The following is a 20855-nucleotide window of genomic DNA, read 5'->3' as shown; positions in this document are numbered from 1 at the left end:
TATTTTTGTCTGAACGCCTACACTTCCCACTCTTCCCGCAGTAGCCCCATTCGGAGCGAATCATAGTACTTTCCATTATAATATCTGCACTTGCGAAGCCTGGCTTCGAGGGTCATGCCCAGCTTCTCCCCGACCTTCATCATCCGATGGTTTCCTGACCAGGTTGTAAAGCCTACTCTTACTAGAGGCAATGTATTAAACAAATGGTCGATCCACAATCGAAGTCCTCTCGTACCATAGCCACCACTCCAATACCCCGAATCATAGATACCTATCCCCATTTCAAGCCATTGCGAAGGCTTATGCTCCCAGTAGTAACTCACTGATCCAATGACCTTGCCTTCCACTTCAATGAGCCTAAAGTCATCTTGTCCGATTCGCTTTTCCTTCTCTTTTAAATACTCCTCCAAAGAAAGCGTCTTATGCTCATAATAAGGTGCATCCCATTGCTTCCATTCCGGTGCTTCTTCCTTGTAAATTAGCGTCCAAAGTGCATATAGGTCTTCTTCTGTAGCAGGCCTAATCGTTAAATCCTTTTCTGCATACATCAAGTCCCTCCTTATCATAAAACGCTCATTTCTATGCTGGGTTGTATGTGCTTTATTGTATCTGCTTTTGCATAATATCGAGTATCTAGTTTATCTATCTTTGGAGCCAGCGCATAATTCATGTTGACAAACAATCAAAAATAATATATCTTAATATCAAGATAATAAATATAAAGAAAAATTTACGGCAACGGTTTATTTTGCTTTGAAAAACCTAATCATATAAAAACCAAGGAGGGCAAATAACATGAAACTGTTAGGATTGCATCACGTTTCGGCGATTACAGCGGCAGCGGCTAAAAATGTTGAATTTTATACTCAGGTATTGGGACTTCGGTTGATCAAGAAAACGGTGAACCAGGACGATGTTAGTGTGTATCACCTCTTTTACGGAGATGAGCGCGGAACCGCGGGTACGGAAGTCACTTTCTTTGAAATTCCACATGCTGGACAAACGCGTACAGGGAATAACAGCATTTCGGCGCTCTCCCTACGGGTACCGAACGACAAGGCTCTGAATTATTGGAAAAACCGCTTCGAGCAGCTGGATGTGAAGCATGGCGAAATTATAGATCAAGCAGGACGCTTGGCGCTTTCGTTCGAGGATTTTGAAGGACAACGCTTCTTCCTCGTTTCAGATGAGCATGATCACGGAATGCGCGGCGGCACGCCTTGGGAGAAGAGCCCTGTCCCTGCGGAATACGGCATCGTTGGACTTGGTCCGGTTCATCTGACCATTCCCAAAGCGGAGAATACCATTCTTATTCTTGAACAGGTTATGGGCTTCCGCAAAAAGGGCTCCTACCCTTCCCCTGTTGCCGGACAACCGGATGTGGTTATCTACGAAACAGGTGAAGGCGGTACAGGAACTGAAGTTCATCTGGAAGAGCGCAACGATCTGCCACAAGAGCGACCAGGACGCGGCAGTGTGCACCATGTAGCTTTCCGTGTTGAAACCGAGGAAGAGCTCAAACAATGGGTAGAGCGTATTGGGCAGCTGCAGATTTCCAACTCTGGTTTTGTAGATCGCTTTTATTTCCGTTCCTTGTACTTCCGTGAGCCGAACGGCATTCTGTTTGAATTGGCTACCGATGGACCGGGGTTTGACACCGATGAGGAACTGGAGTTTCTGGGCGAATCTCTGGCACTGCCTCCATTCTTGGAGCCGCGCCGTGCATCAATTGAAGCCAATCTCAAACCACTCAACACCAAACATGAATAAAGTTATATTTACTCTAAAATAAACACAAAGCCGGGACTTCTACATCATGTAGAGGTTCCCGGCTTTTTTCGTGCAACTGCTCTGCTTTCATTAAAAAAAGCATCTCATCTACGAGCTTTTCAGCTAGACAGGTAAGTGAAATACCCTTTTGGGCTGTGCTTATAGCTTTTTATCATCCACGCTGTTCAGCCATGCTTCGATTTCCCCGATCACAGAGGCGATACAGCCGTCTTGGAACGGCGAGATCAATCCAGCCAGCTCAACCAATCCGGTAAAGGATCGGCTTCCTCCGGCACGACACAGCTTCAAATAATCTTTCCATGCTGCTGCCCGGTCTTCACCCATGCGTTTCCAGAACTGGAATGCACACAATTGTGCCAGTGTATAGTCAATATAATAGAACGGAGATTGAAAAATATGTCCCTGCTTGTGCCAGAATCCGCCCTTTTCGAGGTACTCGTTGCCTTCATAATCCAGATGCGGTTTATACTTGCGTTCAATGGAACGCCATGCACTTTTACGTTCGGCCGGTGTCCAATCCGGATGTTCATATACGGCATGCTGGAATTCGTCTACGGCTACGCCGTAAGGCACGAACAGCAACGATGAAGATAGGTGTTCAAAGTGATATTTGTCCGTGTCTTCCTCGAAGAACAGCTTCATCCAAGGCCATGCAAAAAACTCCATACTCATCGAATGAATTTCAGCCGCCTCCATGGTTGGCCAGTGGTACTCGGGAATTTCAAAATGTCGGCTTTCATAGACCTGGAAGGCATGACCTGCCTCATGAGTCAATACGTCGATATCGCCGGATGTCCCATTGAAATTGGAGAAAATAAATGGCGTGCCATATTCGCTCAAAAATGTACAGTAGCCTCCGCTTTGCTTGCCTTTTTTACTGATTAAATCCATCAGTCCACGCTCGACCATAAAACTGAAAAATTCATGTGTTTCCGGTGAAAGCTCCTCATACATACGCGCTCCATTACGAAGAATCCAGTCCGGGTCACCTTTTGGCGTAGGGTTGCCTGACAAGAAGTTGAAGCCCTCGTCGTAATAACGGAGCTGATCTACTCCGATCCGCTCGCGTTGGCGCTCTTTCAGCTTGGTTGCCAGAGGAACGATGTGCTTCAGCACCTGCTCGCGGAAATTGGCTACCATCTCTGCATTGTAATCTGTACGTCCCAAGCGGGCATAGCCCAATTCTACGAAGTTGTCATAGCCCAGCTTGTGTGCCATGCGCGTACGTACCTTGACCAATTCATCATAAATTCGATCCAGCTCGTCCTCATGCTCACTCATAAATTGATATTTGGCCTCGGAGGCCTGTTTGCGTGTCTCGCGGTTGGTTGCCATTTCAAATGGCAGGAGCTGTGACAATGTGCGTTCTTCCCCCTCGAACGGGATCTTCGCTGAGGCAATTAATTGGGCATATTCCGAAGTCAGCTTATTTTCCTGCTGCAAATCCTCAATGATATCCGGGTGGAACGACTTGAGCGCCACCTCGGCAATACTGAAAAGCTGTCTCCCCCATTGGCTCTCCAACTCAGCTCTAAATGGAGACTCCACCAACGCCCGGTAATAATCGGTTACATACTCTTGGATAACCGGCATGAAATCATCAGCGTACTCTTGCTCCGCTTTGTAGAACGCATCTTCCGTATCAATGGAGTGCCGAACTTCCACCAATTGCAATTGCGTTTCCACGTTACTGCGCAGCTTGTTAATCGCATGAATAACTTCATTTTGACGTTCTACATTGTCCGCTTCACGAAACTGCTGCAACAGCGTTTTAAACCGCTGTTCAATTTCAGGTTGCACTGGTCGGCTATAAGCCATTTCGCTGAATAATGTCATTGCTCCGTTTCCCCCTTTAATGTAATAAATCTGATGCCTATTATACAGTACGATTAGACCAAACTGGAAGCTGGAATTCCAAAATAATACAACCTCAAAAGCCGCAATACCATGTATTGCGGCTTTTGAGCCTAATCTAACGCTATATAACGAAGACATAGTTGGCTATACCAACCTGATATATATACAGTCTAATGGAGATTTATAAGTCCTCTTTATTGATTTTGCAAACGGTGTGCCACATGCAGGGTCGGACCGACAAATTCATTTAGCTTGAAGCCACCTTCAATGGCCTGTGTAATGAATTTCTTGGCCTGATCCACAGCTTCACGTACAGTCAGCCCTTGTGCCAAACCAGCCGTTACCGCAGCCGAAGTGGTACAGCCTGCACCGTGGGTAAAGTTGGTTTGTACAACATCCGCTTCAAACCAGTCAAAAGTGATTCCGTCATACAGCAGATCCATCGCTTTACCTGCGCGAATTTTGCCACGGTCCTTGATCAGCACATGCTTAGCACCACGCTCGTGGATAATAGCAGCCGCTTCCTGCATCTGCTCCAGTGTCGTGATCGGTCCTTTCTTCGCCAGCTGCGAAGCCTCGAACAAGTTCGGTGTTACCAGATCAGCGCCAGGAATCAACAATTCCAGCATGGCCTCTGTATTTTCCGGCTGAAGCACTTCATCCGTGCCTTTGCAGACCATCACTGGGTCAATCACAATCCGTTTCAGATCATGCTTTTTCAAGTGGCTGGCCACCAGTTCGATGATATCTACGGAACCCAGCATACCGGTCTTCATTGCATCAAAACCGATACCTTCCAATACAGTACGCAGCTGCGCCTCAACCACGTCCAACGCAACAGGATATACAAGATGGTTCCAGGTTTTAGGTTCCATCGCAACTACGGTAGTCAATACAGTCATGCCATATACACCAAGCTCCTGAAAGGTTTTCAGGTCCGCCTGAATACCTGCTCCGCCGCTTGTGTCGGAGCCGGCTATCGTTAGTGTTTTGGGAATCGTCATTAGTACATGCTCTCCTTCACTTTCTGTGCTGCATTTATCCTAATCCTGCATGCGAAACTTGTCAACGCGTAAAACAGTCCTTTCCATACGAAAAGTCACAAGAACCAGCAACAGCTAAAAAACGAGAATATCCCCCTTTGAAATGAGAACATCCTCGTAAGTACGTGTTATATGAAGAATTTGAATGAAATTTAGACTTATAAATACCCACCCGTACTGTGATCATAGGCATGATTTTTTTCATTTGCCCGTACGCCGAGGCAAAAACTCTGATACAACTGCTGCTGTCCTGGGGTAGCAAAATTCCGGTGCTGCTCAAATAAAGCCATACAACCAATGATATGCTCGGTATAGCTGTTATCGACAGACAGTTGCAGGCAATGTAGTGTTTGTTCCAACCCTTCGGGGTAATCGCCTTTTCGAAAATAATATTCCGCATACACCTTACAAAAGGAGGCAAAGCGAAATGCATTAAAGTGCTTGCGATAATGTGTGTCCCATTGTTCCGGTGCAAGCTCCCAGAAACTCTTGAGTTGCTGGCTGAACAGCTCCAGCTCGGCATCCACGAAATAACCAAACCGATTCGCTGATTCGAGCAACGTATTCAAGCCTTCCAATGTCTCATCCGGATGTTCGCGCAGGTAAGTAATATATTCATAGATTGCAGAAGTGTTACCCATTTTGATTTCAATACAAAGTCGGTTGCCCTGTGCATATACACGATGCAGGTTGACTACTTTCCAGCCTTCCTCGTCCAAACCCTCAAACCAGCTCAAATCTGCATAACCTTCAATCCATTGCTTGGATTCCTCATATCTACCCTGAAACTCATAGCAGCTGGCCTTAAGCAGATGCCCTTGAGCATAGTAATAAACGAGCGGCTTAAGCAGCTCCAGGTGCTCATCTCCAAAACGGTTCCGATTGCGATACAATGCCTGCGCCAGCTCTCTTAGCTCGTCCGCATACATTTCCATCTCGGACCATTGCATTTTTAAAGCAAACACTTGAGATAGCATATGTAAGCCTTCCAGTGCATAAATTTCCGGTAGACGACTACGGTATAAATGGAATTGTACAGCAGCCTTCAAGTTCCGTTGGTTATCCTTAATCTGAATCTGGAATATGCGAAAATAGCTAATCGCCAACCGTTCGGAGTGGGTATACTTCTCACTCTCAATAACACAATCATACAAAAGCATGGAGGCTTCATGTCGGCCATCCTCAAACATCGCTTCTGCAGTCTCAAAAATAGCCGGAATATTTGATAAATCGTCCATCAAATAGCCCAGCACACTGCGTATACAGTCCAGCTTGTTCAACTCTGAGCAACGAAGAAGAAATGGACGCAACCTTCTCCAGTGGGGCAAGGAATGAATAAAACACTCATCTACATACATCTCGAACAAAGATCCTTCTTCCAATCCCATCGCCTCAGTAATCAGATCAAGCTGATTAACTGAAATAGGCCGTGGTGGGTTTCGGTTAAGTATACCGCTAAGTGTACCCGGATTTACCTTGGAAGCATCTGCAAAACATTGCATCGAAATACCTTCACTTTGAATATACTTTTCTATCTGTGCGCGGATCGTGGTGTTTTTTTCCAAAGGGACACCCCCTCAAACGAATGATGGTGACTTTTTCATTACCTTTTAAACCAAAATTTGTTTAATCAAAGTATATGTCTAATTATACGAGAGGTCAATAACTTTAAACACGACTCAGGACATACAAAATCACGAGTTTCGTACGATTTTAAATCTGTTTTATGAAAAAAGACCGTCCCTGAGAGACAGTCTTTCTCTATTATTTTGATGCTGTGGACTTAGAAGATCACAACTTGCAAAATGATTTAGAATCACCGAAAATCAAGAGCAAACTTAGCGTATCCTTCTATCGTCAGCCCTTCATAAAGCAACTCAGAATAAGCATTGGCGACATGCGTTGCTTGCGGCGAGGTTAGGAACGTCACATGTGGACGACCCGACCATGGGGCGAGGGACCAGTGACCGTCAGCCTTTGGCGTCAACGTCTTCATATGCCGCACATACTCAGTCAGCACATGCCGGTTCTCATCCGGTGAAGCCAGTACAATTCGCTCCCCACCTGGATTAACCAACGCAGAGGAGAACGCGCGATAGTTATTCGTAACAACCAGATAACTCCGCTGCATATCCATCGGTTCCCCTTCAAAAGACATATGAATGATTCTGTGCGCATCTAGGTCCTTTAGTTCCCCGGCAGCATCATATCTGGCTGGCTGTGTTACATCAATCTGGTACTCGATGCCATCGATGATATCAAAATTAAAGCTTGGAAACTCAGAATTAATCAGCTCTTGCTCCTCCTCTGCCGAAGGATCAATTTGCCGGAATTGACCGGCAGACCACTCCAGCCATTCCCGAATTTCTGCCCCACTCAGTCGAACGACATGCAGCGTATTCGGAAAATTGTACAGATCGGCGATATGTTTGATCGCTAGCATCCCTGCGGGAATATCGGTATAATACGCCGGACCATATCTGCCCCCTGTTTTAAAAGGAGCTGCTGCCGACAGAACGGGCAACCCCTCATACTCGCTCCCTTGTAGCTGCTGTTTCACATACCAAATTTGTGCATCATTTACGAGCTGCACCGAAGCGTCATCCATCACCTGGGCAAAAAAGCTGTTCACTGCTACCGTCGTTCGACCTACAGGTGCACGAATATAATCCAGGGTTCCAGCATGTTCATCTGCTACCGCCTGCTGAATAGCAGTATCTGGTTGGACGAGTGCTTCCTTGCGTATCGGGTCATACACCGGGCGTACCTCGGCAGCAGATGCAGCCACTTGCCACTTTCCTCCAATAAGGGCCAGATCCAGATCAATGATACCCAGATGATCTCCCCAGAAGCCCGGCTCTACTGCTGGAATGCCATGAATGGTGCCCTGCTCTGCATTAACACCTGTCATACCTATAAACGAAGGGCCAGGAAATACTTTATGTGCATGACCAAACACAATGGCATCGATCCCTTCCACCCTGCTCAGATGCAGCACCGCATTTTCCATATTCGGGGTTTCGGGAATATCCTCAAAGCCTGCATGAGGCATAGCAATAATGAGGTCGGCTCCGGCCGCCTGCATTTCTGGAATAAACCGTCTGGCGGTTTCCAGCATATCTTTGACGATAAGTTTTCCTTCCAACCATGCCTTGTCCCATTGCATAATTTGCGGAGGCACAAAGCCGATGACTCCCACCTTCAGCAGATGCTTACCGCCTGCTTCATCCTCTACCGTCTTATCCAGCAATAGATAAGGCGTGAAGTAGTTTTGTTCTTCCTCTCCCGCTATATAGATGTTGGCATTCACATAAGGAAACTGTGCTCCTCGAAGGCAAGTCTGCAAATATTCCAACCCATAGTTAAATTCATGATTACCAATACTGCCTGCCTCATACCCCAGCAGATTCATTGCTTTATAGACGGGATGCACCTCGCTTGGGTCCCGTTGGAGCCGCTGTACAGCATAATCTCCCATCGGATTCCCCTGAATCACATCTCCGTTATCCAGCAGCAGGTGATTGGGCACTTCTGCCCGAGCCGTGTGAATCAGACTAGCGGTTTGCGTCAGACCGTAATGCAGTGTTTCCTGATCTGTATAATAATCATAATTCCACAAGCTGACATGCAGATCGGTGGTAACCATAATGCGGAATTTCACCTTCCCAGCACCTGCATATTCCTGCCCTGTCTTATCATTAACGTCCAAAATATCCAATCTTGTTCTCTCCCTCAGCTTCGGTCATAGAGCTTGAATAAGTCTAACAAAGCACTGTTAAGAGAATGTTAAAATAAGCAATTCGCTTAAGTACAGTCTACGGCCTCTAGCAAATGATAAATTTTACATCATTTTTACCAAAGTCAGGAGTGCTTTTTACCCTACCTGTGGGACTAGCTGTTAAGATTTGGTTTGTCACTGAATTTACAGGTTTTTTAAATTTTCGTTATTACGATGTTTAGGGGGAAATTATTTTGTTCAAAAAAGCACTGACCTTGTGCATGACCTTCACACTGGCAGCGGGTTTAGCCGCTTGTGGCTCAAATGCAAGCAATAACAACAGCGCCTCCACTCCGGGTACAGATGGCTCTAAAAACGAAAGCACAGCCTATGTCCCTAAGGAGTTAAAGGTACAATTCGTTCCTTCTCAAAATGCAGATACCCTCGAAGCCAAAGCTAAACCGCTCGAAAAACTGCTGGGGGACAAGCTCGGAATCCCGGTGAAAGTAACCGTATCTCCTGACTATAATACGATTGTGGAAGCCATGTCTTCCAAACAGGTAGATGTAGGGTTCCTTCCGCCTAATGCTTATGTACTGGCACATGATAATCGTAAAGCGGCCGACTTGCTCCTGCAAGCTCAACGCTATGGCATTGAAGATGCCACAGGCAAGGACACGACTGAAAAAGTAAACTTTTATAAAGCAATGATCGTGGTGAAAAAGGATTCTCCAATTCAAAGTCTGGCTGATCTGAAAGGCAAGAAGGTTGGCTGGCAAAATGTAACCTCCTCCGCAGGCTATGTGTACCCCGCAGCAGAGCTGGAAAAAGCTGGCGTGGACCCGGACACAGATGTGCAGGGTGTGACGATCAAAGGCCACGACGCTGCTATTCTGGCGCTGCTGAATGGTCAGGTTGATGCTGTCGCTGTCTTCCAGGATGCACGTAACACAGTGAAGAAGGAAATCCCGGACGTATTTGAAAAGACACGTGTCATTCATAACACAGCTAAAATTCCAAATGACACCGTCAGCGTACGTTCCGATATGGATCAAACGTGGAGAGACAAAATCGCCCAAGCCTTTATTGACATTGCCAACGATCCTGAAGGCGGCGAAATCATTAAAGAAATTTACACCCATGTAGGTTATGAAAAGGGCGACGATAAAAACTTCGATTCTGTGCGTGAATACGCCGAAGCTGTCGGCCAAGCGGTAAAGTAACAGGTACGAAACAGGCTTTACGAATGACAGGGCAGCACCGTCCATGTATTCATGGCGGTGTTGTTTTCATTCCACCCCATCAGGGAGAAAGTTGGGAGCATATGATTGAATTTCGAAACGTATCGAAAACATACCCGAACGGCACCAAAGGGTTGAATAATATTAATATGACGATTCAGGAGGGAGAAATGGTCGTCATTGTCGGCTTATCCGGTGCGGGTAAGTCCACCCTGCTGCGTTCCATTAACCGATTGCATGACATCACGTCTGGCGACATCGTTGTAGGCGGCAGGTCTGTCACATCTGCCGGAGGCAGCGAGCTGCGGCGCATTCGCCGTGATATCGGCATGATCTTTCAAAGCTTCAATCTGGTTAAGCGTTCGACGGTGCTTCGCAACGTACTTTCCGGCCGCGTTGGTTATCATTCGACGCTGCGGACCATTCTCGGTCTCTTCCCGAAGGAAGATATCGAACTGGCACTAACCGCACTGGAACGCGTAAACATCCGCGAAAAAGCTTACAGCCGAGCCGATGAGCTGTCCGGTGGCCAACAGCAGCGCGTATCCATCGCGCGTGCTCTGGCGCAGGAGGCTAAAATCATTCTGGCAGACGAGCCTGTCGCGTCGCTTGATCCGCTGACCACCCGCCAGGTGATGGACGATCTCCAACGAATCAACCGTGAAATGCAGATTACGACCATTGTCAATCTGCATTTCATTGATCTGGCGCGCGAATATGCAACACGGATCATCGGATTACGCGCTGGAGAGATCGTCTTTGACGGCACACCGGAGGAGGCTACGGATGAAGCCTTTGCGGAGATCTATGGCCGGGCCATCAAGCATGATGAACTGCTGGGAGTGGGATCATGAAGCCCGACTCTACTGTCCAGCCGCTCTCTTCGACGCAACCGTCACCATCTGCTGGACCGCCCCAGCCAAGTAAGCCGCCCGCAGGGCCACCTTTGCCAGGACGCTACAAGCGTTACGCCACCTGGATGATTTTTATCGTGGTGCTGGTAGCCTGCTCCATTCATACAGATGCCACGCCTTACCAATTGATCGTTGGCTTACCGGAAATGGGCAAATTGCTGGAGGAAATGTTTCCTCCAGACTGGAGTTACCTGCCTACCATCTGGAAACCGATGCTGGAAACGATCCAGATCGCTATTGTCGGCACGACACTGGGAGCTATATTAGCAATCCCTGTCGCGTTGCTGTGCGCCTATAATGTGATGCCGCGCAAGCTGATCTCGCTGCCGATGCGCACGATCCTGAATCTGGTACGGACGATTCCCGATTTGCTGTTTGCCTCGATCTTTGTGGCTGTATTCGGCATCGGACCGTTTGCAGGGATGCTTGCCCTGCTCTTCTTCTCCTTCGGGATCATAGCCAAGCTGACCTTTGAGGCGATTGAAGCCATTGATCCCGGACCACTGGAGGCTATGACTGCTGTTGGTGCAAGCCGCATTCAAGTTATCGCCTTTGGTGTGGTTCCGCAGGCATTGCCTTATTTTGTGTCGTACTTGCTGTATACCTTTGAGGTTAATGTGCGTGCAGCATCTGTTCTGGGGCTCGTTGGCGCTGGCGGCATCGGTCTGCTGCTTGACCGTTCCCTTGGGCTGTTCCGATATGACCGGGCAAGCATTATTATTCTACTGACCCTCGTCATCGTCCTCGCGATTGATTACGGCAGTAACCTGCTACGGAGGAAGTTATTATGAATGATCCTACGCTTCGCAGACCTATTGGCTCCCGCCTGCGCTTTTGGGCGTTAGCTATTCTGCTAATTATCATTTACATTTGGGCTTTTCGCGGGATGCAGTTTGAAGGATTACAGGGGACGGCCAAAAGCGTCTCTGTCGCGATATTGGACGGTTTCCTTCATCCCGACTGGTCGTTTGTCTACATCCCTGAGGGGGAGGATTTGCTGCGTGGGTTGCTGGATACGCTGGTTATTTCAGTGCTCGGAACCTTCGTGTCCGCATTTGTCTGCCTGCCGTTTGCCTTTTGGGCATCCAGCAATATGAGCCGTCTACGCCCTTTATCAGGTAGCGGGAAGTTTGTACTTAGTGTCATCCGGGTATTTCCCGAAATGATCGTCGCCATTCTATTCATTAAAGCCGTAGGTCCCGGCTCGTTTGCAGGTGTGCTTGCCCTCGGCATTCACTCCATTGGCATGCTGGCCAAGCTTTTCTCAGAAACGATTGAAAGTGTGGATCACGGGCCGCAGGAAGCTCTGATCGCGTGCGGTGCCAACCGTTGGCAGGTCATTTTCTTCGCCGTGCTGCCGCAGGTGATTCCACAGTTTCTATCCTATTCGCTCTATCGTTTTGAAATTAACATCCGGTCCGCAACCACGCTCGGTCTGGTTGGTGCAGGTGGTATTGGTACTCCGCTGCTGTTTGCACTCCAAATGCGCAACTGGAACCGTGTAGGCGTCATTTTACTCGGCATTGTAGTCTTGATCATTTTGACGGATCTGGTATCCGGCTGGTTGCGCAAACGGATCGTGTAATTAAAAGTCTCTAAATCAACAAAAGTCTCTCCGGTGTAAAAGGGACCTGCTATGCTCCCATACACTCGGAAGAGGCTTTTGCTGTTCAACAACTCCCAGCTAATTCATCTATGACCCGCCGGACTTCCTCTGCCGTATTGTAAAAATGCGGAGCCACACGAATAATATCCTTTCGTGCCGACACAATCATATTTCGGCTCCGCAAACGCCTCTCTACCGCCGACACATCGGCTACTTCAACAGCGAGCAGACTTGGTAAAGTGCCTCCTCGATCAGGTATGCGCATGTGTAACCCTTTGCTACGTCCATATTCAACAGAAAAGTCCAACAGTTCATTCATATAGGTCTGAATGTTCATGACCCCAATTTCCAACAGTAGCTTTAAGGCTGCATTAGCGGCAAAAATGCTAATGAAGGAAGGTAATCCTGTCTCAAAGCGGCGGGTTCCCGCTGCCGGAACCGGATGAGCAATATCAAACCGGGAGGCGGGCTCCTGTCCGAGCCAGCCCGTAAGACGGGGCTTGAAGCGCTCTATTCGGTCCTTGCTTATATAAAGAAAAGCCACTCCCGGTATCCCCAGCATATATTTGCGTGCTCCCGCGACCAGAATATCTATTCCCATCGCCTTTACATCCACCGGAATCATTCCTGCAGACTGATAGGCATCCACGAACAGTAACGCCTGATTTCGGTGAGCTATATGTGCAATGGATTTGAGATCATGCTGAAATCCGTTGGTATAATTCACATGGGACACCATAATAAGTGCAGTATTCTCCGTAACATGCTCCTCATACTGCTCTATGGTTACTTCTCCCTCCGTAGAAGGGATACAGCAAATATGATCACGAAACATCTCCTGTGCCTGCCAGATGTGTCCTACCGTCGGAAAGTCGGTATCTGCATACACAATCCCTTCTTTTCCGGGTGCATAAGGAAGGGCAGTAGCCACACCAGCAATCGCCTCAGAGGCTGAGGCCATCACCGCAATTTCGTCAGGCTCCGCCCCAATGAGCTTGGCAAAATGCCCTCTGGCTTCTTCCAAACGTGCCATAGATAGGTCGCCGTTAAGACCGTGTTGCAGCAAGCTTCGATGATATTCCTCAATGGCAGCAGAAACCGGTCTCGATATCGCCCCCTGGGAACAGCTCCCTACATGGATATGTGAGGACAGCACCGGAAACAACTGACGGTAGGACTGAAACGGATGTTTCATATTTCCCCTCGCTCCTCCTGGGCACACCAACGTGCCTTGATATGATCATTTTATTATCCATATAAGCCACCTTAGAACAAGGGCCTCTCTTCCCATCTTCTCGCCGTTAACAGACGATAGACACAAAGAGAGGCCCTGTTGGATCATATACACAATTATTAATTAATGCACGCGTTTGCGTCCAAACCAGCTTTTAAGCACCAAGGTTGCCAAAGCAAGTAGCAGCAACAACGAGGCCACTGCAAAAGATGCCGAGAACTGATACTCGTTATACAAAATCTCCACATGCAGCGGAAGTGTATTTGTCTCTCCCCGAATATGTCCCGACACGACGGACACTGCACCAAACTCACCCATGGCTCTCGCATTACACAGAATAATGCCATATAGCAAACCCCACTTGATGTTCGGCAGCGTCACTTTCCAGAAAATGCGCCAGCCGCGCGCACCCAGCGTGACCGCCGCTTCCTCCTCCTGCTGCCCCTGGTCTTCCATCAGCGGAATAAGCTCGCGCGCCACAAAAGGAAATGTAATGAACAGCGTTGCCAAAATAATGCCCGGCAAAGCAAATATAATTTTAATATCATGCTCGTCCAGCCACGGTCCAAGCCAGCCCTGTGCGCCAAACACTAATACATACATCAGGCCTCCGACGACAGGCGAGATCGCAAAAGGTAAATCAATCAAGGTGACCAGCACACCTTTGCCGCGAAAATGAAATTTTGTGATCAGCCAGGCGGCCGCTACACCAAATACCGTATTCAGCGGAACCGTTATCGCTGCCACCAGCAGCGTCAACCGTAATGCAGACATGGCATCCGGATCCCGTAGCGCTTCAACGTATACGCTCCATCCCTGCTTAAGTGCTTCGGTAAGCACGACGATTAGCGGCAATACCAACACCCAGAGCAAAGCTAAAAAAGCAGCACCAATGAGCGTCCACTTTACCCAAGGGGCTTCAGTTGTAACCCTATTGGGCGATGCGGATGAAGGCACTGGTGCAGAAGCAAGCTCCTGCCCAGTTATCGCTTGTGACATGATGTATCCCTCCTTGAACACGGGGTTTAATGCGCAGGCCTCTGCTGTCTGCATACTAACGTTAGACAGTTACAATAGACAGTTACATTAGACTGCACGGCGCCGCGACCAGCGCTGAAAACTGTTAATCACGAATAACAACACGAATGAAATGACCAACAGCATCAACGCCACCGCCGTAGCTCCTGCGTAGTCATTTTGCTCTAACTTGGACATGATGAGCAGCGGAGCAATCTCGGTCTTCATCGGCATATTGCCAGAAATGAAGACGACAGAGCCGTACTCGCCAATGCCGCGGGCAAAGGCAAGCGCAAAACCCGTCAGCAGTGGCGGTACCAGTTCCGGCACAATAACGCTGCGGAAGGTACGCCATCTGCCCGCTCCCAACGTAGCCGCCACCTCCTCCTCATCCTTGTCCAGCTCCTCCAGCACCGGCTGAACTGTCCGTACGACGAACGGAATGCCAATAAACATCAACGCGAGCGTAATCCCCGTCTGTGAGTATGCCATTTTCCACCCAAGCGGTTCGAATAGTGAGCCGATCCAGCCGTTCTGTGCATATAGAGCGGTCAACGCAACCCCTGCCACCGCCGTGGGCAAAGCAAAGGGCAGATCAATGACCGCATCAAAAACTCGTTTCCCCGGAAATTCATAACGCACCAGTACCCAGGCGATCAATAAACCGAGGAACAGATCGATCAGTGCCGCAGCTGCGGCACACAAAAAGCTCACCTTGTAGGAAGCCAGCACTCTGGCATCAGTCGCCACGTCCCAAAATTTCTCCCACGTCAGCCCGGTTGAATTCAGGAGCAGTGCTGATAATGGCACCAGCACCACCAGACTGAGATACAGTACACTATAACCCATTGTTAACCCGAATCCGGGAAGTACGCGTTTTCGGGTGGCTTGCATTTGACTCATGTTCTGTCCATCCCTCTCTGCATCCTTTGACTATGTGGCACTCGCGCCTACCGATCACTCGCCTTTACACTCCACTTATGTTATGAACTACCAGGTACATAAATCTGGTCAAAAATACCCTTGTCACTAAAATGCTTTTGCTGTGTCTCTTTCCATGTCCCAAATACATCCTTCAAGGTTACGAGCTCCAGCTTAGGAAATTGATCCTTGAACTTTGCCGTCACACTCTCCAATGTTGGGCGATAGTAATTTTCGGCAGCAATGGTCTGCCCTTCTTCACTGTACAAATATTTCAGGTACGCATCCGCCACCTCGCGTGTACCTTTTTTATCTACCACCTTATCGACTACCGCTACCGGAGGTTCGGCCAAAATACTGATCGACGGATATACGATATCGAATTTATCTGCACCTAGCTCCTTCACAGAGAGCAGTGCTTCATTTTCCCAAGCGATCAGCACATCGCCAATTCCACGCTCTACGAAAGTCGTCGTCGCTCCACGTGCTCCGCTATCCAGTACCGGCACATGCTTATACAGCTCCTGTACAAACTGCTGGGCTTTGGCTTCATCGTTATTGTTCTTTTTGAGCGCATAGGCCCAGGCTGCAAGATAGTTCCAGCGGGCTCCGCCCGATGTTTTAGGGTTCGGTGTAATGACCTGCACATCGCCGCGGATCAAATCGTCCCAGTCCTTGATCCCCTTCGGGTTCCCTTTACGTACCAATAACACGATGGTTGATGTGTACGGGGAACTGTTATGCTCATATTTACTTTGCCATCCCTCTTTAACAAGCCCTTTTTCCTGTAACGCATCAATATCATAGCCCAGGGCCAGTGTAACCACATCTGCATCCAGTCCGTCCTGTACAGAGCGGCTTTGCTTGCCAGATCCTCCGTGGGATTGCTTGATCGTGACCTTCTGCCCTTTCTCCTTCTCCCAATGGGCGGCAAACACTTTATTATATGCTTCATACAACTCACGGGTCGGATCATAAGAAACATTGAGCAACTCCACTTCCTTGGAGCCAGAAGCAGAGCTACCATCCGCCTGCGTCCCTTCCTTGCTTGCCCCACAAGCACTTAGCATCATCATTGTTAAAACCAAAGATAGTCCGAGAATAAGCCGAATTTTGTGTTTCTTCTTCATCAAGACACCCCTCATTCTATGTAATTTGTAAATACACATTCATTTACGCCTGTTATTTACAGACACAATCAAAAAAAAGGGCGGAGAATTCCCTGATGCAGCCCTGATAGGTCAAACCTGTCGCGTGTACAGTGTCTGCCTGCTGTTCCTAGAGGTTCTCCGCCAGAATGGCGAGGTTATACTTTCATACTTTAATTCTTTAATTCCTACCTGTTTAATGAGTTATAGGGATATAATACGAGAGTTTATGAGGGATGTCAAACCTTTTTTTGGTATGGGATGATCTATAATTTTCTTTCTTCAAGGGGGGGGGACAGTCAGAAACATTGTATACGTTTCCGACCGCCTAGAGGGCATGGGTACACGTGGAATACGACTTAGTTGGCTACCGTTTCAAGATTGATCGAAAAAACCCCAAATTGCTTCGGATTGTCCGTAGCTCTTCTCAGCCACAGCTCACCCGATCCCACCATAACTCCCTGATAATTAACAAACAAATCATCTGTCTTTTGGTTCACTAGCGCCTCACGAATCGCGTCCGTAAAGATCTGATCATATTTAGCCAGAAAATCTTTCTTGTTCGGAATCGTTAGCGACTTTTCACTATCATTGACACGCAGAGGGTACAAAATATAATTGGCTACCTTTTCCTTGTCATTGTCGGCAACAGCCCTCTGCAACGCTTTGAATGTGTCCAAAAACGCTTTAGGATCTTGAATACCTGCTACCTCAAAAGGATTTTGAGATGCATTGGGCGCTGCAGGAGAAGATGTATCTGATGAAGTAGCTGGGGCGGAAGGAGCTGACTTTTGCGCATCAGTACCGCTGTTTTCTGCACTCTTGCTCTCTTTAACTGCTTTGTCACTTTGGGCTGAACCGTTCTGATTGCCTCCAGCACTGTTCTCGATCATGCTTGTACTGCTTCCAGCATCACTCGGTTCAGCATTATTATCCTGGCCGCAGCCTGTAAGAGCTACAAATGTAAGTGTAAGTAAAATGGCTGTAAGTGACAGCCTCCGTGACATTTTGTGATTATCGGATTCATGTTTTTTGGGCACAACGGGTCATCCTTTCTGCTTTCTACTCTGACCTATTCTGTTCATTAAGTCTTCAACCGTTCTATTGTAACATAAGTAGACTAATGACCGCATGTCGTGCCCATTCTGGAAGTAGCTTACAGTGTAATATATGCGAAGGTTTTAACGCTTCCTCGTGATCCATCGTCCGTACTTACTTTCAAAATCAGCTCTTTCAAGGAGCCATTCGCAGCTTCATTCTGCCCCTCTGGCTTGATAAACAGCAGATCGTGGCGTTCTCCCGGCTGTAACGTTCGGCTAGAAAACCCGCTCGTTGTGCCTTGCAAGTCTGATCCATTCGAACTGTTGAGCTTGTATCGTACGGGTTGCTTTCCTGTATTCTTGATACTGATGTACAGCTTATGCCCCTCTTCAAATCTGAACTCTGTTAGTCCTTGTCCTCCAAAATTCATCTCCTGATCATGTACAATGCGTTTTGCTGCTTCTCCTTGCTTATTCTGCATGCTAAGCGGACCTGTCTGGTGCGTTACACCCGCCGTTGTTGTAGTATACGTGTTCGTCGAAACGCTCATATTGGCAAAAGCGACATAACCTACGATCACCCCCGCCACACCCATCCAAACCCATTTTTCCACCATTTCATATCCCTCCTACACAAAATATGCTGAAGCTACGCCGTATGAATTCAGTCGTCACCATGATTGCACAGATGGAACGGCTTTATCTTAGCATCGTCCATAAACATGTCTATGTTGCCATGATGTTCAGGTTTATAAATAAACACACCAGGGATAAGCTTCTCCAATTCATCTGCTGCTTCTTTATCCATGTTCAATCTACCGATACGTTCGTGAGCGATGTTCATGATCCAATCCTCGCCATCGACATTCTGGAAACACAAATCTTCTGGCAATTTCGGATGCACCCAGGAAAACAGGCTGGACGCTGCTCGCTTTAATATTTTTCCAGCCTCAGGCGTGCATTGGTACCGGTAAAAGGTTCCGGCTGTGTAGGCAATGGAATGCTTTCCCCTCATTTCCTCATAAGAGTGGGTGGACAGCAAAAAAGAATTCAAACGCTGTAACAACTCTTTGAACACAACCTCCTTGTCGCTCAACCCATCCTCATCTTCTGTCACCCATTTATGTACGCCTAACATAAACGTGTCTGCCCGTTTCATAGCATAATCAATCAGTCTTTCATAAGCTGTCCCACGAACATCACTGTACAAACGGAACATGTCTCCCCTCCTTTGAGCTGTCCTGCGCCCTGACAATAAAAAAAGCCAAACTCATATCTATTATGAGTCTGGCTGTCATATTTTTCAAACTTGTTCAAAGGAATCCATACGGTGGCTCTCTATCTAGATCATCCATATGAGTAGATTACACGTTCAACGTGTTACGGGACTTTTTCTTATCCAGCACACTATATACCACAAAGATAATTAAATAAACGGCAATCAACAAAGTAGAGAACAAATACATTGTTTTATAAGACGTTAATCCGGCAGCCATCCCCAGGATCAAAGATCCGCCTCCAACCCCCAAATCGAAAAAATTATAAAAGGAGCCTACAGCGTCCTCTCGCTCATCTTCTCCGACTACACTGATTGCCCAAGCCTGTAGAGCTGGAAAAATAGCTCCAAAACTCGAACCATACAGCACAGCAGCAATTAAAAATTGTAGCTCGGTCCGTGATGAAGCCACCATAACGATGGCGACAATAAGCACAATTCCTGCGGGGATCAAGATATAAGCTGGACCTTTAGTATCAAAAATTCTACCGGACACCAGCCGAACGAGGAAGCTTGCCATTGCCACCGTAAAGAAGAACCAGGCCGCATTGGTAAAACCCTGCTCCTTGGCAAATAAGGCCACGAAAGACATCACGCCCCCTGCCACCACGCCAATTAGCAGCACAAGACCAGATTGCAGCAGCACTCTTTTTTCAAATAATTTAAATGGAACCCTCTTTTTGTCCTTTGCTGTATCTGCCGTCGTGGGGTTCGCAGAACGGCGACGAACCCATATGCTCATCACAAGCGACAGCAGCAAAATTATAGCTCCCGTGGAAAATAGCCCGCTAAAACCTGCCACATGAAGCATCCATATGCCAAGCAGGGGGCCGACTGAAATCGCTACGGTTTCACCTACGCCAAAGTAGCCCATTCCTTCCCCCATACGATGAGGAGGCAAATCATCTGATGCTGAGGTAGCATACAATGTGCTCGCAATACCGAATCCAAAACCATGCACTAGCCGAAAGACTAACAGCAATACCAAACTGGTGGAAAGCATGTAGCTTCCTGTTGCCAGCATACAAATCACAACTCCAATAATCAGTACATATTTCTTGTCCAAAAGCTGGATCAGTGTGCCGGAGAATGGACGAATCAATATAGCTGAGCACATAAACACGCCTGTCACCAAGCCAATCTGTGACGGACTGCCGCCAAGACTTTCCACAAACAATGGCAACGTGGGCATAAGCATTTCAAATGCCATAAATAATAGAGCGTTGGATATCATCAAAAATATAAAATTTCTGGACCAAAAGGTTTCTTTCACAGACACAACTCTCTTCCCCCAATAAGATCATGTTTATTTCAAAAGCTTAGATGTTCAGTCCAAAATCAAGCCATGCCAGTAAATATCCAAGGAGCTTTCCAGACGCGGATCAAAACCAGCGGTGCCGTTGTACACCAGTTCTACCAGCATCCCTTCAATCAAATTCATATAGGCTGTAGTGGCAGATTGAACTGAAACGCGAAGCTTAACCGACGTTTCGGCTGCCAGCCGCTCATACACCAAGCTGGTTTTGTGCTGTACATAGCGTGTAACCAAAGCCTGAACCTGGTTTTCCAGCGCAGATGGAATCAGAAATCCGACATACAGAATCAAACGCAGATTCATGGCGCTCTCATAGCGCTCTTTGAATTCAATAATTAATCCTCGCAAAACAGCTTCAAGTGATTGTTCAGCTTGAGCTTGAAAATAACGATCCAGCTCCAAAATTTCTTGGTCTACCGCATCCGCAAATATGTCTAAGAACAAATCGTCTTTGCTTTTAAAATGAGCATAAATAGACTGCTTTTTGATTCCTACCTCATCAGCAATCAATTGTAGGGAGGCGGCATCGTATCCCTTTCTCGCAAATTGCTTTAGGCTTGCTGTTTTAATTTTCTGTAGTGTCATGTGTTCCCTCCCATAACCTTACGAACGGTCGTCAGTTTATGAATTTAGTATAGTTCCCTCACTAGAAATTGACAACCGCTTTTTTAATTCCACCGCTCAGTTGCCTGAGCTGAGAACAAAAAAAGCCGGAAGCCCTCTAATGTAAGGGC

Annotated in this window: 19 protein-coding genes; 5 read left to right on the top strand and 14 right to left on the bottom strand. The window is 47.5% G+C overall.

Annotated features, from left to right (window positions below; translation table 11 throughout):
• Window positions 1-17: 17 nt before the first annotated feature.
• Complete coding sequence (locus ACXHJ2_RS01855; protein WP_165082588.1) at window positions 18-548, bottom strand: GNAT family N-acetyltransferase; 531 nt, start codon at window positions 546-548, stop codon at window positions 18-20.
• Between the two features lie 247 nt (window positions 549-795).
• Between ACXHJ2_RS01855 and ACXHJ2_RS01850 the strand changes: the two genes are divergently transcribed.
• Window positions 796-1770, top strand: coding sequence for a ring-cleaving dioxygenase (locus ACXHJ2_RS01850; RefSeq protein WP_013373156.1), 975 nt, complete (start codon window positions 796-798; stop codon window positions 1768-1770).
• A gap of 159 nt (window positions 1771-1929) precedes the next feature.
• Here the strand turns inward: ACXHJ2_RS01850 and ACXHJ2_RS01845 are convergent, their stop codons facing one another.
• The 4 genes from ACXHJ2_RS01845 to ACXHJ2_RS01830 all read right to left on the bottom strand — a co-directional run bounded on the left by ACXHJ2_RS01845 (window position 1930) and on the right by ACXHJ2_RS01830 (window position 8409).
• Window positions 1930-3627: a M3 family oligoendopeptidase gene (locus ACXHJ2_RS01845; protein ID WP_165082590.1), complete on the bottom strand. Its 1698-nt coding sequence runs from the start codon at window positions 3625-3627 to the stop codon at window positions 1930-1932.
• Between the two features lie 215 nt (window positions 3628-3842).
• Complete coding sequence (gene thiD / locus ACXHJ2_RS01840; protein WP_016820369.1) at window positions 3843-4652, bottom strand: bifunctional hydroxymethylpyrimidine kinase/phosphomethylpyrimidine kinase; 810 nt, start codon at window positions 4650-4652, stop codon at window positions 3843-3845.
• 197 nt (window positions 4653-4849) lie between these two features.
• Entirely contained in the window at window positions 4850-6256 is a 1407-nt protein-coding gene (locus tag ACXHJ2_RS01835) for a hypothetical protein (RefSeq protein ID WP_058711516.1), read from the bottom strand.
• 251 nt (window positions 6257-6507) lie between these two features.
• The gene (locus tag ACXHJ2_RS01830) at window positions 6508-8409 is read right to left on the bottom strand and encodes a bifunctional 2',3'-cyclic-nucleotide 2'-phosphodiesterase/3'-nucleotidase (protein ID WP_165082592.1); all 1902 of its coding nucleotides are present in this window, start codon (window positions 8407-8409) and stop codon (window positions 6508-6510) included.
• 254 nt (window positions 8410-8663) lie between these two features.
• On the opposite strand from ACXHJ2_RS01830, the gene ACXHJ2_RS01825 reads away from it, so the two are divergent.
• The 4 genes from ACXHJ2_RS01825 to phnE (ACXHJ2_RS01810) all read left to right on the top strand — a co-directional run bounded on the left by ACXHJ2_RS01825 (window position 8664) and on the right by phnE (ACXHJ2_RS01810) (window position 12149).
• Window positions 8664-9632: a phosphate/phosphite/phosphonate ABC transporter substrate-binding protein gene (locus tag ACXHJ2_RS01825; protein ID WP_165082594.1), complete on the top strand. Its 969-nt coding sequence runs from the start codon at window positions 8664-8666 to the stop codon at window positions 9630-9632.
• A gap of 101 nt (window positions 9633-9733) precedes the next feature.
• Window positions 9734-10504, top strand: a complete 771-nt coding sequence (gene phnC, locus ACXHJ2_RS01820; RefSeq protein ID WP_165082666.1) for a phosphonate ABC transporter ATP-binding protein — start codon at window positions 9734-9736, stop codon at window positions 10502-10504.
• Window positions 10501-11355 (top strand): phosphonate ABC transporter, permease protein PhnE, encoded by an 855-nt coding sequence (gene phnE, locus ACXHJ2_RS01815; RefSeq protein ID WP_016324733.1) that lies wholly within the window; start codon window positions 10501-10503, stop codon window positions 11353-11355. Before phnC ends, phnE (ACXHJ2_RS01815) begins: the two co-directional genes overlap by 4 nt.
• Window positions 11352-12149 (top strand): phosphonate ABC transporter, permease protein PhnE, encoded by a 798-nt coding sequence (gene phnE, locus ACXHJ2_RS01810; RefSeq protein WP_025674718.1) that lies wholly within the window; start codon window positions 11352-11354, stop codon window positions 12147-12149. Before phnE (ACXHJ2_RS01815) ends, phnE (ACXHJ2_RS01810) begins: the two co-directional genes overlap by 4 nt.
• 85 nt (window positions 12150-12234) lie before the next feature.
• On the opposite strand, the gene ACXHJ2_RS01805 is transcribed toward phnE (ACXHJ2_RS01810), so the two are convergent.
• The 9 genes from ACXHJ2_RS01805 to ACXHJ2_RS01765 all read right to left on the bottom strand — a co-directional run bounded on the left by ACXHJ2_RS01805 (window position 12235) and on the right by ACXHJ2_RS01765 (window position 20706).
• On the bottom strand, window positions 12235-13365 hold the full coding sequence (locus ACXHJ2_RS01805) for an aminotransferase class V-fold PLP-dependent enzyme (protein ID WP_165082596.1): 1131 nt from the start codon (window positions 13363-13365) through the stop codon (window positions 12235-12237).
• A 162-nt stretch (window positions 13366-13527) separates the two neighbouring features.
• On the bottom strand, window positions 13528-14403 hold the full coding sequence (gene cysW / locus ACXHJ2_RS01800; RefSeq protein ID WP_165082598.1) for a sulfate ABC transporter permease subunit CysW: 876 nt from the start codon (window positions 14401-14403) through the stop codon (window positions 13528-13530).
• An 87-nt stretch (window positions 14404-14490) separates the two neighbouring features.
• On the bottom strand, window positions 14491-15324 hold the full coding sequence (gene cysT / locus ACXHJ2_RS01795) for a sulfate ABC transporter permease subunit CysT (protein ID WP_058711518.1): 834 nt from the start codon (window positions 15322-15324) through the stop codon (window positions 14491-14493).
• An 80-nt stretch (window positions 15325-15404) separates the two neighbouring features.
• Window positions 15405-16472, bottom strand: coding sequence for a sulfate ABC transporter substrate-binding protein (locus ACXHJ2_RS01790; protein ID WP_165082600.1), 1068 nt, complete (start codon window positions 16470-16472; stop codon window positions 15405-15407).
• Between the two features lie 377 nt (window positions 16473-16849).
• Entirely contained in the window at window positions 16850-17530 is a 681-nt protein-coding gene (locus ACXHJ2_RS01785; RefSeq protein WP_165082602.1) for a hypothetical protein, read from the bottom strand.
• Window positions 17531-17646: 116 nt separating this feature from the next.
• The gene (locus ACXHJ2_RS01780; RefSeq protein WP_165082604.1) at window positions 17647-18147 is read right to left on the bottom strand and encodes a hypothetical protein; all 501 of its coding nucleotides are present in this window, start codon (window positions 18145-18147) and stop codon (window positions 17647-17649) included.
• A gap of 47 nt (window positions 18148-18194) precedes the next feature.
• On the bottom strand, window positions 18195-18749 hold the full coding sequence (locus ACXHJ2_RS01775) for a hypothetical protein (RefSeq protein WP_238791086.1): 555 nt from the start codon (window positions 18747-18749) through the stop codon (window positions 18195-18197).
• Between the two features lie 145 nt (window positions 18750-18894).
• Complete coding sequence (locus ACXHJ2_RS01770) at window positions 18895-20085, bottom strand: MFS transporter (protein WP_165082606.1); 1191 nt, start codon at window positions 20083-20085, stop codon at window positions 18895-18897.
• 48 nt (window positions 20086-20133) lie between these two features.
• Complete coding sequence (locus tag ACXHJ2_RS01765) at window positions 20134-20706, bottom strand: TetR/AcrR family transcriptional regulator (RefSeq protein ID WP_165082608.1); 573 nt, start codon at window positions 20704-20706, stop codon at window positions 20134-20136.
• Between the last annotated feature and the right edge of the window lie 149 nt (window positions 20707-20855).

It is taken from the genome of Paenibacillus sp. ALE3 (assembly GCF_054113405.1).
Note: the sequence above shows the minus strand (reverse complement) of the source record. Positions and strands in the feature narration are given on the sequence as shown.

Coding starts and splice junctions, on each gene's coding strand:
- cysW (WP_165082598.1), bottom strand. CDS start 14,403: ATGTCACAAGCGATAACTGGGCAGGAGCTTGCTTCTGCACCAGTGCCT.
- ACXHJ2_RS01780 (WP_165082604.1), bottom strand. CDS start 18,147: ATGGTGGAAAAATGGGTTTGGATGGGTGTGGCGGGGGTGATCGTAGGT.
- phnE (WP_025674718.1), top strand. CDS start 11,352: ATGAATGATCCTACGCTTCGCAGACCTATTGGCTCCCGCCTGCGCTTT.
- ACXHJ2_RS01775 (WP_238791086.1), bottom strand. CDS start 18,749: ATGTTCCGTTTGTACAGTGATGTTCGTGGGACAGCTTATGAAAGACTG.
- ACXHJ2_RS01765 (WP_165082608.1), bottom strand. CDS start 20,706: ATGACACTACAGAAAATTAAAACAGCAAGCCTAAAGCAATTTGCGAGA.
- phnC (WP_165082666.1), top strand. CDS start 9,734: ATGATTGAATTTCGAAACGTATCGAAAACATACCCGAACGGCACCAAA.
- thiD (WP_016820369.1), bottom strand. CDS start 4,652: ATGACGATTCCCAAAACACTAACGATAGCCGGCTCCGACACAAGCGGC.
- ACXHJ2_RS01790 (WP_165082600.1), bottom strand. CDS start 16,472: ATGAAGAAGAAACACAAAATTCGGCTTATTCTCGGACTATCTTTGGTT.
- cysT (WP_058711518.1), bottom strand. CDS start 15,324: ATGAGTCAAATGCAAGCCACCCGAAAACGCGTACTTCCCGGATTCGGG.
- ACXHJ2_RS01855 (WP_165082588.1), bottom strand. CDS start 548: ATGTATGCAGAAAAGGATTTAACGATTAGGCCTGCTACAGAAGAAGAC.
- ACXHJ2_RS01845 (WP_165082590.1), bottom strand. CDS start 3,627: ATGACATTATTCAGCGAAATGGCTTATAGCCGACCAGTGCAACCTGAA.
- ACXHJ2_RS01805 (WP_165082596.1), bottom strand. CDS start 13,365: ATGAAACATCCGTTTCAGTCCTACCGTCAGTTGTTTCCGGTGCTGTCC.
- phnE (WP_016324733.1), top strand. CDS start 10,501: ATGAAGCCCGACTCTACTGTCCAGCCGCTCTCTTCGACGCAACCGTCA.
- ACXHJ2_RS01850 (WP_013373156.1), top strand. CDS start 796: ATGAAACTGTTAGGATTGCATCACGTTTCGGCGATTACAGCGGCAGCG.